14 protein-coding genes are annotated in these 14,557 nt (G+C 61.8%); 4 read left to right on the plus strand and 10 right to left on the minus strand.

The features are described 5' to 3' along the window. Positions 1-50 precede the first annotated feature (50 nt). The 3 genes from PDO_RS15440 to PDO_RS15455 all read left to right on the plus strand — a co-directional run bounded on the left by PDO_RS15440 (position 51) and on the right by PDO_RS15455 (position 3,803). The gene (locus PDO_RS15440; protein ID WP_007603709.1) at positions 51-1,040 is read left to right on the plus strand and encodes a GlxA family transcriptional regulator; all 990 of its coding nucleotides are present in this window, start codon (positions 51-53) and stop codon (positions 1,038-1,040) included. A 749-nt stretch (positions 1,041-1,789) separates the two neighbouring features. Next, on the plus strand, positions 1,790-2,449 hold the full coding sequence (locus PDO_RS15450) for a peroxiredoxin (RefSeq protein ID WP_007603717.1): 660 nt from the start codon (positions 1,790-1,792) through the stop codon (positions 2,447-2,449). A gap of 130 nt (positions 2,450-2,579) precedes the next feature. Then, positions 2,580-3,803 carry a M24 family metallopeptidase gene (locus PDO_RS15455; protein ID WP_037074362.1) on the plus strand — a complete coding sequence of 408 codons (1,224 nt, stop codon included), beginning with the start codon at positions 2,580-2,582 and terminating at the stop codon, positions 3,801-3,803. Here PDO_RS15455 and PDO_RS15460 read toward each other — a convergent pair whose 3' ends face one another. The 8 genes from PDO_RS15460 to PDO_RS15495 are packed head-to-tail and all read right to left on the minus strand — an operon-like array spanning position 3,804 to position 11,326. Beyond that, a complete protein-coding gene (locus PDO_RS15460; RefSeq protein ID WP_007603721.1) occupies positions 3,804-4,151 on the minus strand; it encodes a cupin domain-containing protein in 348 nt (115 codons plus the stop codon). It abuts the gene before it with no gap. Next, a complete protein-coding gene (locus PDO_RS15465; RefSeq protein WP_007603722.1) occupies positions 4,144-4,812 on the minus strand; it encodes a cysteine hydrolase family protein in 669 nt (222 codons plus the stop codon). The genes PDO_RS15460 and PDO_RS15465 overlap by 8 nt, the downstream gene beginning before the upstream one ends. Further along, complete coding sequence (locus tag PDO_RS15470; protein WP_007603724.1) at positions 4,812-6,359, minus strand: ABC transporter ATP-binding protein; 1,548 nt, start codon at positions 6,357-6,359, stop codon at positions 4,812-4,814. Before PDO_RS15470 ends, PDO_RS15465 begins: the two co-directional genes overlap by 1 nt. Then, positions 6,356-7,057, minus strand: a complete 702-nt coding sequence (gene biuH / locus PDO_RS15475) for a biuret amidohydrolase (protein WP_007603726.1) — start codon at positions 7,055-7,057, stop codon at positions 6,356-6,358. Before biuH ends, PDO_RS15470 begins: the two co-directional genes overlap by 4 nt. Positions 7,058-7,067: 10 nt before the next feature. Then, positions 7,068-8,084 (minus strand): formamidase, encoded by a 1,017-nt coding sequence (locus tag PDO_RS15480; protein WP_007603727.1) that lies wholly within the window; start codon positions 8,082-8,084, stop codon positions 7,068-7,070. 22 nt (positions 8,085-8,106) lie between these two features. After that, positions 8,107-9,033 (minus strand): ABC transporter permease, encoded by a 927-nt coding sequence (locus PDO_RS15485; protein ID WP_007603729.1) that lies wholly within the window; start codon positions 9,031-9,033, stop codon positions 8,107-8,109. Then, positions 9,033-10,181 (minus strand): ABC transporter permease, encoded by a 1,149-nt coding sequence (locus PDO_RS15490; protein WP_007603731.1) that lies wholly within the window; start codon positions 10,179-10,181, stop codon positions 9,033-9,035. The genes PDO_RS15485 and PDO_RS15490 overlap by 1 nt, the downstream gene beginning before the upstream one ends. Positions 10,182-10,201: 20 nt before the next feature. Further along, complete coding sequence (locus PDO_RS15495; RefSeq protein WP_007603733.1) at positions 10,202-11,326, minus strand: BMP family ABC transporter substrate-binding protein; 1,125 nt, start codon at positions 11,324-11,326, stop codon at positions 10,202-10,204. 328 nt (positions 11,327-11,654) lie between these two features. On the opposite strand from PDO_RS15495, the gene PDO_RS15500 reads away from it, so the two are divergent. Next, entirely contained in the window at positions 11,655-12,281 is a 627-nt protein-coding gene (locus tag PDO_RS15500; protein WP_458574655.1) for a GntR family transcriptional regulator, read from the plus strand. Here PDO_RS15500 and cysG read toward each other — a convergent pair. Both cysG and PDO_RS26765 read right to left on the minus strand, forming a co-directional pair. Then, positions 12,278-13,780 carry a siroheme synthase CysG gene (gene cysG / locus PDO_RS15505; RefSeq protein ID WP_007603735.1) on the minus strand — a complete coding sequence of 501 codons (1,503 nt, stop codon included), beginning with the start codon at positions 13,778-13,780 and terminating at the stop codon, positions 12,278-12,280. The genes PDO_RS15500 and cysG overlap by 4 nt on opposite strands. Continuing rightward, on the minus strand, positions 13,752-14,557 hold an 806-nt coding region (locus tag PDO_RS26765; protein WP_007603736.1), incomplete at its 5' end, for a (2Fe-2S)-binding protein. The genes cysG and PDO_RS26765, both read right to left, overlap by 29 nt.

A 14,557-nucleotide genomic window follows, 5' to 3' on the forward strand; every position in this document is an offset into this window, starting at 1 on the left:
TTGCGTAATCGGAAGCATATGATACTTTATCGGAAGCGCTGGAGGCCGTTTTGCTTGTCCCTTCCCTCGACCGTCTGGATATCGATCTTCTGGTTCTGCCGGATACGAACCTGATCCTGATCGCATCGGTGATCGAACCGTTGCGGGGTGCCAACCGTATCTCCGGAAGCGAGCTCTATCGCTGGCGGGTGTTCACGCCCGACGGCCAGGCCGCGATGACGACCAGCCACGTGCCGATGCCGGCTGATGGTATGTTCCAACAAAGTGCCGAGACCGCGCCGCTCTTCGTACTGGCGAGCTATAATTGGCGCGATGCAGCTACGCCGGCCCTGAAGCGGACATTGTCGCAGAGCGCACGTTATCGTTCGATCATCGCGGGGATCGAATCCGGAACGTGGCTGATGGCCGAGGCGAGCCTGCTCGACAATGTTTCAGCGACCGCGCATTGGGAGGATTTCGAAGAATTTGCGCTGGCCTATCCGCAGGTGCGCGCCGTCAAGGATCGTTTCGTCATCGACGGCAAGCGGATCACCACAGGCGGTTCGCTGCCGACCATGGACCTGATGCTGGAGATCATCCGCCGGCGCCGGGGCTATACACTGGCGCTCGAGGTCAGCCGGCTGTTCAGCTATGAGCAGGGTGGTTTCCAGGGGGAGGCTCAGCATACGCCATCGTCCGTGGGTCTGCGGATGCGAGATCCTCGGGTGGCGCACGCGGTTCGGCTGATGGAGGAGAATGTCGAGCAGCCGTTGACCCTTGTGCGGCTGGCGCGCCGGGTCGGCATCAGTGCCCGTCATCTGCAGGCGCTGTTCCAGGACGATGTGGGGGCGGCCCCGCATCTGCACTATCTGGCATTGAGGCTGAATGCCGCTCGGCGCAAGGTGATCGAGACGAAGGCATCCTTTGCCGAAATCGCCGCCGAGACAGGCTTCAATTCAGCGTCCGCCTTTTCGCGCAGCTACCGGGCGAGTTATTCCGAAAGTCCTTCGGAAACGCGGCGTCGGTTGCGCCGGCGTTCATCGGCGGGTGAACAGACCTGAGAGCTTGCGGAGAGTATCGCCGCCCCTATGCCGGACTTCGGCCGCGCATTTCCCCGGAACTCCCAAGGCGAGTTATGCATTCTGCATATGGGACGAAAGTTAGAATACCAATTTGGTAGTGATTATTGACACGCGGCCCAAATGTGACGAAACTGTGACTGTAGGTTCATGATGAACGTGACGGTTGGAAGGATCGGCAATGCCCCACAGTGTGGAAATGCTTTCCTTTGATCTTTTCGGTCTTGCACGGCGGCTAGTCGCTCCCAGCGAGAAGGCCCCCCGGGATCCGGAGAGGAAACCCTCTGTTGCGGCTCATGATGACAATACCGATGACGCCGATTGCCGGCGTCACGAGATTTTCTTCTGGGGTATGTTCCCCCTTCTCTAGACCGGAGTGGATGATGGCGTTTGCTGCTTGCCAAAATGAACATCAGAAATCCTTGCGCCGCGGCGCGAGACTCTGGTCCGACAAATGCGCCCTGTTGGTCGCATTTCTCTCCATCGGCTTTATCGCGGGCCTGCTCTTCGTCTTGTAAAAGACAACCAAGACTGCTTATGTTCAAAGGCCTCCGGAGGGAGGCCTTTTTCACGATCGGGTTTGATGCTGAACCTTCCGCCGGGCGCGGCTTTTGAGCGCGCGGGCGAGGGACACGGAGATTGGGGCGCTGGCAATGGGACTCCGCGTCTTGCAGGTTTACGGCATTCAACCCTGGACGATACAGATCAACGAATTTTGACTGGAGCTGGATATGACACTGCGTATCAACCAGGCTGCGCCTGACTTCACTGCCGAAACCACCCAGGGATCGATCAGCTTTCATGACTGGATTGGCGACAGCTGGGCGGTTCTATTCTCGCATCCGAAAAATTTCACCCCGGTCTGCACCACCGAACTCGGCGCGATGGCCGGACTCGACGGTGAGTTCCGCAAACGCAATGTCAAGGTGATCGGCATTTCCGTCGATCCGGTAGACAGCCACGTCAAGTGGAAGCAGGACATCAAGACCGCGACCGGTTTCGAGGTCGCCTATCCGCTGATCGGCGACAAGGATCTCAAGGTCGCAAAGCTCTACGACATGCTGCCGGACGATGCCGGCGATAGTTCGGAGGGGCGCACGCCTGCCGACAACGCGACCGTGCGTTCGGTCTATGTCATCGGTCCGGACAAGAAGATCAAGTTGATCCTCACCTATCCGATGACCACCGGCCGCAACTTCGACGAAATCCTGCGCACGATCGATTCGATCCAGCTGACCGCCAAGCACCAGGTGGCGACACCGGCGAACTGGAAGCAGGGTGACGACGTCATCATCACGGCTGCCGTCTCCAACGAAGATGCGATCACCCGCTTCGGCTCGTTCGACACGGTTCTGCCCTATCTGCGCAAGACCAAGCAGCCGCAGGCTTAACGCTTGGCTGCGTGAGAGGACGTTAACGTGTGAAATCGCCCGGCCGCCGGGCGATTTTGCGTTTCAGCGATCCTCGCAGGATCGCTACAGACGGATGGGCGACAGGCCGATGGACGACAGAACGGACAATTTGAGCGATCTAGACCGCGCGCGAGCCCAGCGAATTCTTGGTGCCGAAGAATTCGATGCGCTGGTGCTGTTCCAGCCTGAAGCGTTTCGCTATGCAATCGGCGCTCCGGCCGGGGTTGCGACCATGTGGGGGCGGGCGGGATCGGCGATTGCCGTGGTGCCTTCGGATGCGGGCTCGCCGCTCGCCGTTGTCGTCAGCGATCATGCCGCCGGCGCGGTCGGGAAAGCCTTGCCGGATGCCGATATCCGAACGCATCGCATCTGGATCGACAGCGTTGGCCTTGGCGACGAGAACGATGTTGCGGGCGTCGACGCCGCCTATCGGCGGTCCGGCAATACAGGACCGCGGCCGGAAACATTCGACCAGGATGTCTGTTTCCGCCTGCTCGGCGATCTGCTTCGCGAACGCGGACTTGCCAAGGCCCGGATCGGCGTCGATCTGGAATTCATGCCGGCGGCCGATTTCCTCAAGCTCAAGGCAATGCTGCCGGAGGCGACCTGGCTCGACGGCTCGCCCGCTTTGCGCAGGCTGAGATCCGTCAAGACGCCAGCCGAAATCACCCGGCTGCAGCGGGCGAGCCGGGCAGCCGAAGCGGGGTTGATCCGCATGCGCGAGGAGATTGCACCCGGTGTGCCGCTGTCGGCCCTGTCGACGGCGTGGCTTCAGGGCGCCCGGTCTGAGGCCGATGGCCATGGATATGCGTTGAGCGGGCACTGGGACTATATCTCGGTCGGGCCAGATCTTGGCGATGCTGGCGCCATCGTTGCGCCGGGAGCACTGATCAAGGCGGATGTCGGCACACTGGTCGACGGCTATTCGTCGGATGGTGCCCGGACGTTCTGTCTTGGATCGCCGGCGCCTCTTGCGCTCGACATCTATAAGGCGCTCGAAAATGCCTTTGCCGCAGGGTTAGCACGGGTCCGGCCCGGCAACAGTTTCGGCGCCGTGCACAAGGCGATGCTCGGCTCGATGCGCAAGGACGGTTTTAGCGAATATTACCGAGGCCATTTCGGTCATTCGGTCGGCGGCGGTGTCGGCATCGAGGAATGGCCATTTTTCTCGCACGACAGTGGCGAAATCATCGAGCCGAACATGGTCGTGGCGCTGGAGGCACCGTTCTACGCGCAGGGGCTTGGCGCGTTGATGATCGAGGACCAGTTCCTGGTGACCGAGACGGGTGCGGAATGCATGAACAGTCTGACTCGGTCTCTGGTCAGTGTCTGATCAGGTCTCACCGAGGATGCTGACCGGCCGATCCCACTGGATCAGCACGACACAGCCGGTATCGCTCCAGACCGAATGTTCGCTGCCCTTGGCGTTGACCACACAGCAGCCGGGACCATAGTCACCAGCCTCATCCGACTGGGTGCCCTGCAGAACAAGGATGGTTTCCAGTCCCTCGTGCCGGTGGCGTGGTACGCCAGCGCCTGCTTCATATTTCAACAGCGCCACACCCGGCTGATCGTCGATGAACGGATTGATCCAATGAATGGTGACGCCGTCGCGGAACGGGCCGAAGTCGAGGCTTTTCCAGCCGCCATTGATCAGGCCTTCCCGGGTGGTTTCAGGCATGCATCAGTCCTTTCAGGAGATCATCGAGATGAGCCGTCCAGCCGACAATGCCGCCCTGCGCGCGGATCATGTCGAGGGCGGCCTGCTTGAAATGCGGGAAATAACTGGCGGTGGCTTCTTCGACGATGAGGCATTCATAGCCGCGATCATTGGCCTCGCGCATGGTGGTCTGGACGCAGACCTCCGTGGTCACCCCAGCAAAGACGAGTTGGGTGATGCCACGATTCTGCAACTCTTCGCCGAGCGAAGTGGCATAGAAGGCGCCTTTGCCGGGCTTCTCGATCACCAGTTCACCTCCGATGGGCTCAAGTTCGGGCAGGATCGCAGTGCCGGGTTCGCCGGCAATCAGGATCCGGCCCATCGGCCCCTGGTCTCCAATCCTCAATGTTGGATTGCCACGATTGCGCTTGGCAGGTGGAAGGTCCGACAGATCCGGCCGATGGCATTCCTGGGTGTGGATCACCGGCAGGCCGGCATGGCGAAAGCCGTCGATCAGGCGCTTGACGTCCGGCACGATGACCGAGACATGGCTGACGTCGTTGCCCAGCGTTTCGCCGAACCCGCCGGGCTCGGCAAAATCGCGCTGCATGTCGATGACAATCAGGGCGACGGCGTCGCGCCTGAGCGGGAAGGCGAAGGGCAGGGCCTTGATATCCGTCATCAGTGATGCCCCGCCATGTGAGCGCCGATGACGGAAATGTCGGCTTCGCGCGCCGGGGTTTCATAGACCAGCTTGCCGTCGGACATGACGATGATGCGGTCGGACATTTCCATCAGTTCGTCGAGATCTTCGGAAATCAGCAGCACGGCGGTGCCGCCATTGCGGGCTTTCATGATCCGCGAGCGGATTTCGGCGACCGCGGAAAAATCGAGACCGAAACAGGGATTGGAGACGACCAGCAGATCGACCTCGCCAGTCAGCTCGCGGGCGAGCACCGCACGCTGGACATTGCCGCCGGACAGCGAGGCGATGGGGGAGGCCGGTGACGCCGTCTTGACCTTGAAATCACCGATCAGCTTGCCGGCAAGGCGGCGCATGGCGCGGCCGTCAAGCCAGCGGGTTTCGCGGCCGTCGGTCTTCAGGTCGAATGTACGGAAGGAGAGGTTTTCGGAAACGCTCATTTTCGGGGCGCAGGCATTCTGTAGCGGTTCTTCTGGAATGAAGCGGACATTGTTGGCACGGGTTTCGGCGCGGGTCGCTCCATAAGGCTTGCCCTTGACCGCGACATTGCCGGTATCGGCCGGACGCTGGCCGGCGAGGATTTCCGACAGTTCCTTCTGGCCGTTGCCGGATATGCCGGCGATGCCGACGATTTCGCCGGAATGCACGATGAGCTTGTCGATTTCGATGGTCTTCAAGCCGCTGCGATCGGGCGCCTTGACGCTGTTGAGGGCGAGGACCTGGGCCGCGCCGCCGTTGACCGGCAGACGGGTATCAAGTTCCGCGAGCTTTACGTCACCGATCATCATCGCTGCCATTTCCCGGGTCGACAGTTCGGAGGTCTTGCCGCCACCGGTCAGCTTGCCCTTGCGCAGAACCGAGACGGTATCGGCAAACTTGGTCACTTCATGGAACTTGTGGCTGATCATCAACACGGTGAGTTCGCCGCGCTGGGTCAGGCCGCGGACCAGGCCGAGCATGTCGTCGGCCTCGGCCGGCGTCAGGACCGATGTCGGCTCGTCAAGCACCAGGAAACGGCGCCCGAGATAGAGCTGCTTGATAATCTCGAGCTTCTGCTTTTCACCGGCCGCCAGTTCGGCGACCGGGCGGTGCAGCGGGATCTCGAAAGGCATGGTCTGCATGAAGGCGGCAAGCGCCTTCTTCTCCTGCGTCCAGTTGATCACGGCCGGCACTTCGCTACGGCTGATCACAAGGTTCTCCGCGCCGGTCAGCGAGGGCACGAGGGTGAAATGCTGGTAGACCATGCCGAGGCCGAAGGCGGCAGCATCGCGCGGCGAAGCGACGGACACTTCCCGGTCATCGACCATCAACTGCCCGGATGTCTGGCGGTAGAAGCCCATGATGCATTTGACCAAGGTCGACTTGCCGGCGCCATTTTCTCCGAGCAGGGCATGGAAGGAGCCAGGTTCGACTTTGATCGAGACATGGTCGAGCGCGGTGAATGCGCCGAAACGCATGGTCATGTCGACGGTTTCGATGCCGACGGCGGGGATGGTCTTGGCCGGGGGAAGTTCGCCGATGATCATGGCAGCTGGCTCACGAGCTTGGCGGAATTGGACACCGAGCCGAAAACGCCGCCCTGCATCTTGACCATCTTGATTGCCGCCAGATGGTTGCCATAGTCGGTGGCGCCGCAGCAGTCTTCCAGCAGCAGGCACTCGAAGCCGCGGTCATTGGCTTCACGCATCGTTGTGGAGACGCAGACATCGGTGGTGATGCCGGTCAGGATGATGTTTTCGATGCGCTTCTGGTTGAGGATCAGTTCGAGATCGGTGGCGCAGAAGGAACCCTTGCCGGGCTTGTCGATGATGGTTTCGCCTTCGAGTGGATAGAGGTCTTCGATGATGTCCCAGCCGGGTTCGCCGCGCACGAGAATGCGGCCGCAGGGGCCGGCGTCACCGATGCCGGCGCCAATGCGCTGCGAGCGCCAACGTTTGTTGGCCGGCAGGTCGGCGAGATCCGGCCGGTGGCCTTCGCGGGTGTGGATGATATGGTAGCCCTTGGCCCGCATTGCGGCGAGCACCGTCTTGATCGGCTCGATCGGCGCCTGGACCAGCGACAGGTCGTAACCCATGTGATCGACATAACCGCCCTTGCCGCAGAAATCGGTCTGCATGTCGATGATGATCAGGGCCGTGTTGTCGGGCCTAAGCTTGCCGTTATAGGGCCAGTTGTATGGGTCGCCGTCGATATAGTGGGTATTGGTCTCGATCATCGCATCCATCGATTTTCTCCTATTCCCCGGCGAGCTTGAAGGTTTCGCCGTAGCGGCGATGCGGCTTGTCGAAGCCGCAGGACGTGCCGTCGGTCACCTTGACCTGGTCTTCCCAGGGCAGGCGATAGTTTCCGGCGATCAGGTCGTGCATGTAGGTGTAGGGCGCATCCTGCGCGCCGTCGGCAACGGCGACATAGCCGCGATGGCCGAACTGGTAGATGTTGTTTTCGACGCCCCAGCCAAGACGGGCCTCGCGCACCAGATCGGGGCGGACCTCCGCCGTGATGATCTCGTTGACGCGGCCGCTGGTGCCATGGGCGATGATCGTTCCGTCAAAGTTGCAGATCATGCCTTCGCCCATGCTGTCGAACGTGCCGTCTGTGCCGCACATGCAGACATTGGCGGTGACCATGAGATTGCAGAAGGCGTTCGACTGGTTGGTGAATTTCCAGCTGTCGCGGATCGGCGCGGTGTAGCCGGCCGTGCGGATCATGATTTCGGCGCCCTTGTAGGCGCATTCGCGGGCCATTTCCGGGAACATGCCATCGTGGCAGATGATCAGGGCCAGCTTGGCGCCCTTCGGCCCCTCGATGACGGGGATGCCCATGTCGCCGGGCTCCCACGGTTCGACGGGAACCCAGGGATGCATCTTGCGATAGTAGAGTTTCAGCTCACCCTGGTCGTCGATGATGATGCCGGAATTATAGGGCATGCCACCGGGGTTTAACTCCATGATCGAGAAGCAGCCCCAGATTCTATTGGCCTTGCACGCCGCCTTGAAGGCCGCAACTTCCGGGCCGTCGAGCGTGCACATGATCTCCGGATTGATATCCATCGACAGGCCATGCAGCGCATATTCCGGGAAGACGACGAGATCCATGCCCGGCTGGTTGCGCCGGGCCTTGCCGACGAGATCGACGATCACCTGGGTCTGGCGCGCCAGATCAGCCTTCGTCACCGTGTTGGGCAATTGCAGTTGAACGAGGCCGATGCCGACGCCGTGTTCGGATTTGTTCAGTCCACCCAATCCGTTCATGGAGATCTTCCTTCCGTTCAAATTACTTGGTGAGCGACAGCGCACCGGGCGCGCCGGTGAGCGAGCGGGTGGGCGAGGACGTGGCGATCATGATGATCAGGGTCAACACGTAAGGAGCCGCATAGAAAAGGTAGTAGCCTTCGGTGACGCCGACCGATTGCAGGGCAGGGCCGAGCGCGCCGGCACCGCCGAACAGCAGCGATGCAAGCAGGCAGCCGATCGGGTTCCAGCGGGCGAAGATCACCAGCGCCACGGCCATCAGGCCCTGACCGGAGGAGATGCCTTCGTTCCACGAACCTGGATAGAAGAGCGATAGGTAAGCGCCGCCGACTGCCGCCAGTGCGCCGCCGGCGGCCGTTGCCAGGAGGCGGATGGTGTCGGGGTTGAGGCCCATGGCGCGGGCCGCATCCGAACTGTCGCCGACGACACGCAGGATGAGGCCGAGGCGCGTGTTGCGCAGGGCCCAGGACAAGGCGAAGGCCAGGGCAATGCCGAGGATGAACAGCACGTTGATGTTGAGCGCCGCCTGGATCTGCGGATAGCTCGACCAGCCGCCAAAGGGGATCGACGGCAGTTTGGGTGCCGAGGGCTGGATGAACGGCTTGCCGAGGAAAAAGGCAAGGCCCAGGCCGAACTGCATCATGGCGATGCCGATGGCGATGTCGTTGACCTTGGGGAATTTGCAGATGAAGCCGTGCAGCAGGCCGAAGAGCGAGCCGGCCAACATGGCGGCCAGCACACCCAGCCAGGGCGAACCGGTCATGACGGCGGTGCCGTATGCGGCCATAGCGCCAAAGACGAGCGTGCCTTCTAGGCCGAGATTGATGCGGCCGGAGCGCTCAGTGATCATTTCGCCGAGGCTGACGAAGATGAACGGTGTCGAGACGCGGATGGCGCCGGCGATGATGGCGAGGGGGATGCCCCAGAGGCCGATATCGGTTCCGTCCATCAGGCGGCTCCCTTGCTGGTCTCAGGCTGCTTCCAGAGGTCAGGATTGAAGATCTTGAAGCGGCCGTAGAGGGTTTCGGAAAAGAGCACGGCGATAAACAGCGTGCCCTGGAGCACGAGCACCGTGGCGTCGGGCAGTGCCATGCGGCGCTGGATCAGGCCGCCGGAGGCGTCAATGCCGCCGAGAAGGATGGCTACCGGAATGATGGCCAGTGGATTGTGGCGGGCGAGGAAGGCGACGAGAATGCCGGTATAACCATAGCCGGCCGCCAGCGAGCCATTGGCGCTGCCCTGGACTGCGGCGACCTCGATCATGCCAGCGAGACCGGCAAAGGCGCCGGCGAGAAACGTGAAGCCGACGATCAGGCGGCCGACGGGCAGGCCCTGGATCTGGGCGGCCCGCATGTTGCCGCCAGCGATGCGGGCGGCAAAGCCGCTCGTCGTCCATTCGATGACAATATAGGAAATGATGCAGGCAACGACGCCGACGGCAAAGCCCCAATGCACGTCCATGCCGGGGATCTTGCCGAGCATGTATTCGGCGGAAAGCGGGGTCGTCGATGGTTTGTTGAGGCTTGCCGGATCTCTCAGCGGGCCTTCGATCAACTGGTTCATCAGGGCAATGGCGATATAGGCAAGCAGCAGCGAGGCGATGGTCTCGTTGACGCCGCGATAGTGACGCAGGAAGCCGGATAGGCCGATCCAGATGCCACCGATCACCATGGCAGCGATGCCCATGGCGATCCACAGCAGCAGAGGCGGCACCAGGCCGAAGATCGGCAGGGCAATCGCGGCAGCGGCGACACCGCCGAGAACGACGGCGCCTTCAGCGCCGATCACGGTAAGGCCGAGACGCGCCGGCAAGGCGACGCAGAGTGCGGTGAGCAGCAGAGGGGCTGCGCGGCTCAGGGCATTTTGGATCGAGAACCAGCTGCCGAAGCCGCCGGCATACATCAGTTGAAAAAGCTGGAGCGGCGATTTGCCGAGCACGGCTATGAAAACCGAAAAGATGGCAAGACCGACGAGCACTGCAAACAGTGCGATGGCAAGCGGTTCTGCGCGTCTCGCCGCCCATTCGATGGCAGGCCGGAAATCTCCGGCCCGCACCGGGGGTGGAACGAGGCTCTGACTGTTTATTTCCAAGGTCATGGCCGCCGCTCCCGCGCGCTTCAGGACGTCGAGCCGATAACACCCTCGACGAGATAGCCCATGCTCTCGAGCTCGATCGCATCTTCTGCTAGATCGGCGGTGACGACGACGGCTCCCTTGTTGTCCTTCAGGCCGTTTCTGAAGACGGAGAAGCCGCCCTTCATCATGTCCGCCTGCGTCGCTTCGAACTTGGTACGGGCTTCGGCCGAGACCGCCGGGCCGAGCGGGCTCATCTTGACGAAGCCGTCCTTCAGTCCGCCGCGGACGAAGTTGCCGAGCTTTTCGCCGGCCTGTGCCTTGGTGACGAAGTCGGTATAGACATTGCCCCAGGCCCATTCGGCGCCGGTCAGGTACTTTTCCGGAGCAAGCGGGCTCTGGTTGGCGTGGTAGCCGCAGACGAATGCGCCGCGGCCAGCGGCGGTCTCCACAACGACCTTCGGGCTGTCGACATGGCAGGTGATGACGTCGGCACCCTGGTCGATCAAAGCGTTGGTGGCTTCAGCTTCCTTGACGGCGAGCGACCATTCGCCGGTGAAGATCACCTGGCAGGTAATGGTCGGGTCGACGGAGCGGGCTCCGAGCAGGAAGGAATTGATGTTCTGCACCACCTGCGGGATCGGCTTGGCGGCGACGAAGCCGATCTTCTTGCTCTTCGAGGCGTAGCCGGCGGTGATGCCGTTCAGATACTGGCCCTGGCCGATATAGCCGAAATAGGACCCGGTGTTCATCGGGTTCTTGCCCTCCTGCCACAGGCCGCCGCAATGGCGGAACTGGACGTCGGGATATTTCTCGGCCATGGCGAGCATATGGGGGTCGAAGTAGCCGAAGGAGGTCGGGAAGACGAGGGTCGCGCCATCCAGGTTGATCATCGATTCCATCGTCTTCTGGACATCGACGGTTTCCGGCACGTTTTCTTCCTCGACGACGGTAACGCCGGCCATGCTTTTCAACGCTGCGGCACCCTCGGCATGAGCCTGGTTGTAACCATAGTCATCTTTTGGCCCGACATAGATGAAGCCGACGGTCAGGGCGGCCTGTGCCATCGCAGTCGAGAAGAAGGCGTTGGGAGCAAGGGCGGCACCTGCTGCGCCGGCGACGGAAGTCTTGAGGAATGTTCTGCGGGTAACGGACATAAGCTTGGTCATCGAAGTTCCCCTTATCTGGCTTTTGCCATTCTTGAATTCTGCAATAAAGTGTATGCAATCGGCGTGCCAGAGACGTAAGTATTTGATAAAATAAGCCCCAATGATCTATGCTTTGCGGCAAGATCAAACTGTATGCAGTTTACGCGATGGTATGGTTAGGAAATAGGCAACCATTTCGGCGACAGGTGCGCCGGGGTATGCTTGCAGCGCTACGTCGGTTTGACTCAGGCGCGGTGCTTTGGCATGTGTATGCAGTAGCAACGTGGGATCGCCTGTGAACAAGCCTGAGAAGAAAGCCGTCATCCGTGCCGGTACGACCGTCGAGCAGATGGTGCGGGCGATCGCGGACCTGATCATTACCGGCAGCCTGGAGCCCGGCGAGAAGATGGACGAGGGCTCGCTGGCCTCGCGCTTCGAGGTGTCGCGCACACCGGTGCGCGAAGCCCTGCGGGAGCTCTGTGCCATGGGTCTCGTCGACCGCCAGCCGAACAAGCGGGCTGTGGTCACCAATGTCAGCGGCGGTGCTCTCAACTCGATGTTCGAGGCGATGGCCGAGCTTGAGGGCATATGCGCGCGGCTGTCCGCCGAGCGCATGACCGTTGCCGAGCGCAAACATCTCGAAGAGATGCACCAGGCCTCAAGCCGGATCGTCCGCGCCTCGGCCGACGAGGACTATGCCGCATACAATATCGAGTTTCATACCCAGCTTTATCGCGGGGCACATAACGACCATATCCTGGAACTTGTCACCCAGACGCGCGCGCGGCTTTCGCCCTTCCGGCGCGCGCAGTTCCGTCTCGAAGGGCGTCTTGCCAAGTCCTGGCGCGAGCATGACGAGATCGTCACGGCTATCCTGCGTGGCGACGCGCTCGCTGCTGGAAAATCGGCCTATGAGCATGTCTCGATCGTCAGCGAGGCCAGTGCGACCTTTGCGCGGCCGGGTGTTCCTGCCTAGGCGCTTTGCGCCACCCGCATCTCCCGAAGATCCGAAGGCGGGACCGGCATTTCAAGCGGCGCCTTTGACCTTGCGGCAAAGGCGTTGCCGATGCCGAGCAGGATCGGTTCGTCGACGCCGATGATGGCGACGGCTTCGGCGAGTTCATTGAGGGTGCCGGACCAGCGGCGTTCATTCGGGCGGGTGACCGAGGTGACGATCACGGCGGGCGTCGACAGGGGCATGCCATTTGAGGCAAGCGCATCGCGGATCTTTTCCGCCGTGCGACCGCCCATGTAGAAGACGGTGGTGACCGTCGGGTCGGCGAGGTTTGCCCAGTTCGTGCTGGCTGGGAGATCGCCATGGCGTGAATGGCCGGTAACGAAACGGACCGATTGCGCATGGTCGCGGTGGGTGAGCGAAATGCCGAGTGCCGATGCCATGGCGCTGGCAGCGGTGATGCCCGGCACGACATCGACCGGAATGCCTTCGGCCTCCAGACGCGCGAGTTCTTCGCCGGCACGGCCGAAGATCATCGGGTCACCGGATTTCAGCCGGACCACACGTTTGCCGGCCTTGGCGAAGTTCACCATCATGGCGTTGATGTCGTCCTGCTTGCAGCTTTCACGGCCGCCGCGCTTGCCGACCAGCATGCGCTTGGCTTCGCGGCGGGCAAGCTCCAGCACCTCGGATGAAACAAGATCGTCGAAGAGGATGACGTCGGCCGATTGCAGAGCGCGCACTGCCTTCAAGGTCAGCAGTTCGGCATCGCCGGGACCGGCGCCGACCAAGGTGACGCGACCGGTGGCGGGCGCTTCCGACAGGCTTTCGGCCTCAGTCAGAAGCGCCCGTTCGACGCCCTCCTCCGGCGATTGGTTGCTGGCGAATGATCGGTCGACAAAACGTTCCCAGAAGGTCCGGCGCTGTGGTCCGGGCGCCAGGCGTTCGTTGACCCGCTCGCGGATGTCGCGCGCCAGTTCGGCCCAGCCCTTCAGGGCTTGTGGCAGAAGCGTCTCTATGCGGCGACGGATGGCCTGGGCCAGAATGGGGGCGGCGCCATCGGTGGAAATCGACACGATGATCGGCGAGCGATTGACGATCGAGCCGAACTGGAACTGGCAGTAGGCCGACTTGTCGATGACATTGACCGGAACACCGGCTCTGCGCGCCGCTGCGTGGAAGGCTTCGGCCTCTTCGTCGGTTTCACAATCTGCGAGGGCAAGGGCCGCGTTTTCGAAGATGCCGGCATGCCAATGGTGCCGATGAAAAACATAGCGGCCATCGTCATTGGCGGTCGCGAGCAGTTCGAGAAAGACGTCGGATAGTTCGTCCTCACGGCAATAGACATGAACCCGTGCACCGCAGGCGGCGAGCAGCTCGGCCTTCCAGGCGGCACCGTCGGTGCCACCGGCAACAATCACCTTTTTGCCTTCGAGCGACCAGAAGACGGGAAGCGTGGCAAGAGGTGCGACCCGCTCGGGCCGCCGGGATTCATTCCGCTGCGAGGACGTGGCAAGCATCGATGATCCTCCTGATTTCGGAGCGGCACGAGCCGCAATTGGTTCCGGCAGACAATGTTGTGCCCACCGCCTCGACGGTCGAGCAGCCCTGTCGAACGGCACCGGTGATCTGATTGACGCCCACCGAGAAGCAGGAGCAGACGATTGCACCGGGATCGGGGCGATCGGCGCTTGGGCGACCGGCGATCAGCGCATAACGCTTGGCCGTTTCGGCTTGCTGCTCACGCAATTGGCCGACCAGCCAGTTGCGTGATACGGCCACGGGACTGGCGGCGACGAAGAGAGCGCCGAGGAAGTGCTGGCCGGCAAAGAAGGCAAGACGGGTGTCGCCGCTACGGGCATCGGCATAGCCGGTTACCTCGACATCGGCCGGAATGGCGAATGCCTTTCGCGCCCAGGTTTCCCAGTCAATATTGTCCTGTTCGAAACCAAGCTCGACGCGCCAGCCGCCATCGGCCTTGGCAATTACCCAGTAGGCGGCGTCCAGGTTTGCCGGTTTCGCCACGCTGACAGCAAAGCCGTAGGCCTTTACTGCATAGCGCTTCATCGCGACCGGAACATGCTTCAAGGCGGGTTGGCCGGAGACCGGATCGGTGATCGACGGGACCAGCGCATCGATACGGCCAAGGGAAGAATTTTCCCCCGTCCAGTGCATGGGAACGAAGACCGAGCCGCGGCTCTGTCGTTCGGTCAGCAGTGCGCGGACGATGACGCGGGCACCGTTTTCTGCGGAAAACTCGACAAGATCGGCGTCGGCAATCCGGTATTGCGCGGCAT

This window comes from Rhizobium sp. PDO1-076 (assembly GCF_000247475.1).
In the GTDB taxonomy this organism is placed as follows: domain Bacteria; phylum Pseudomonadota; class Alphaproteobacteria; order Rhizobiales; family Rhizobiaceae; genus Allorhizobium.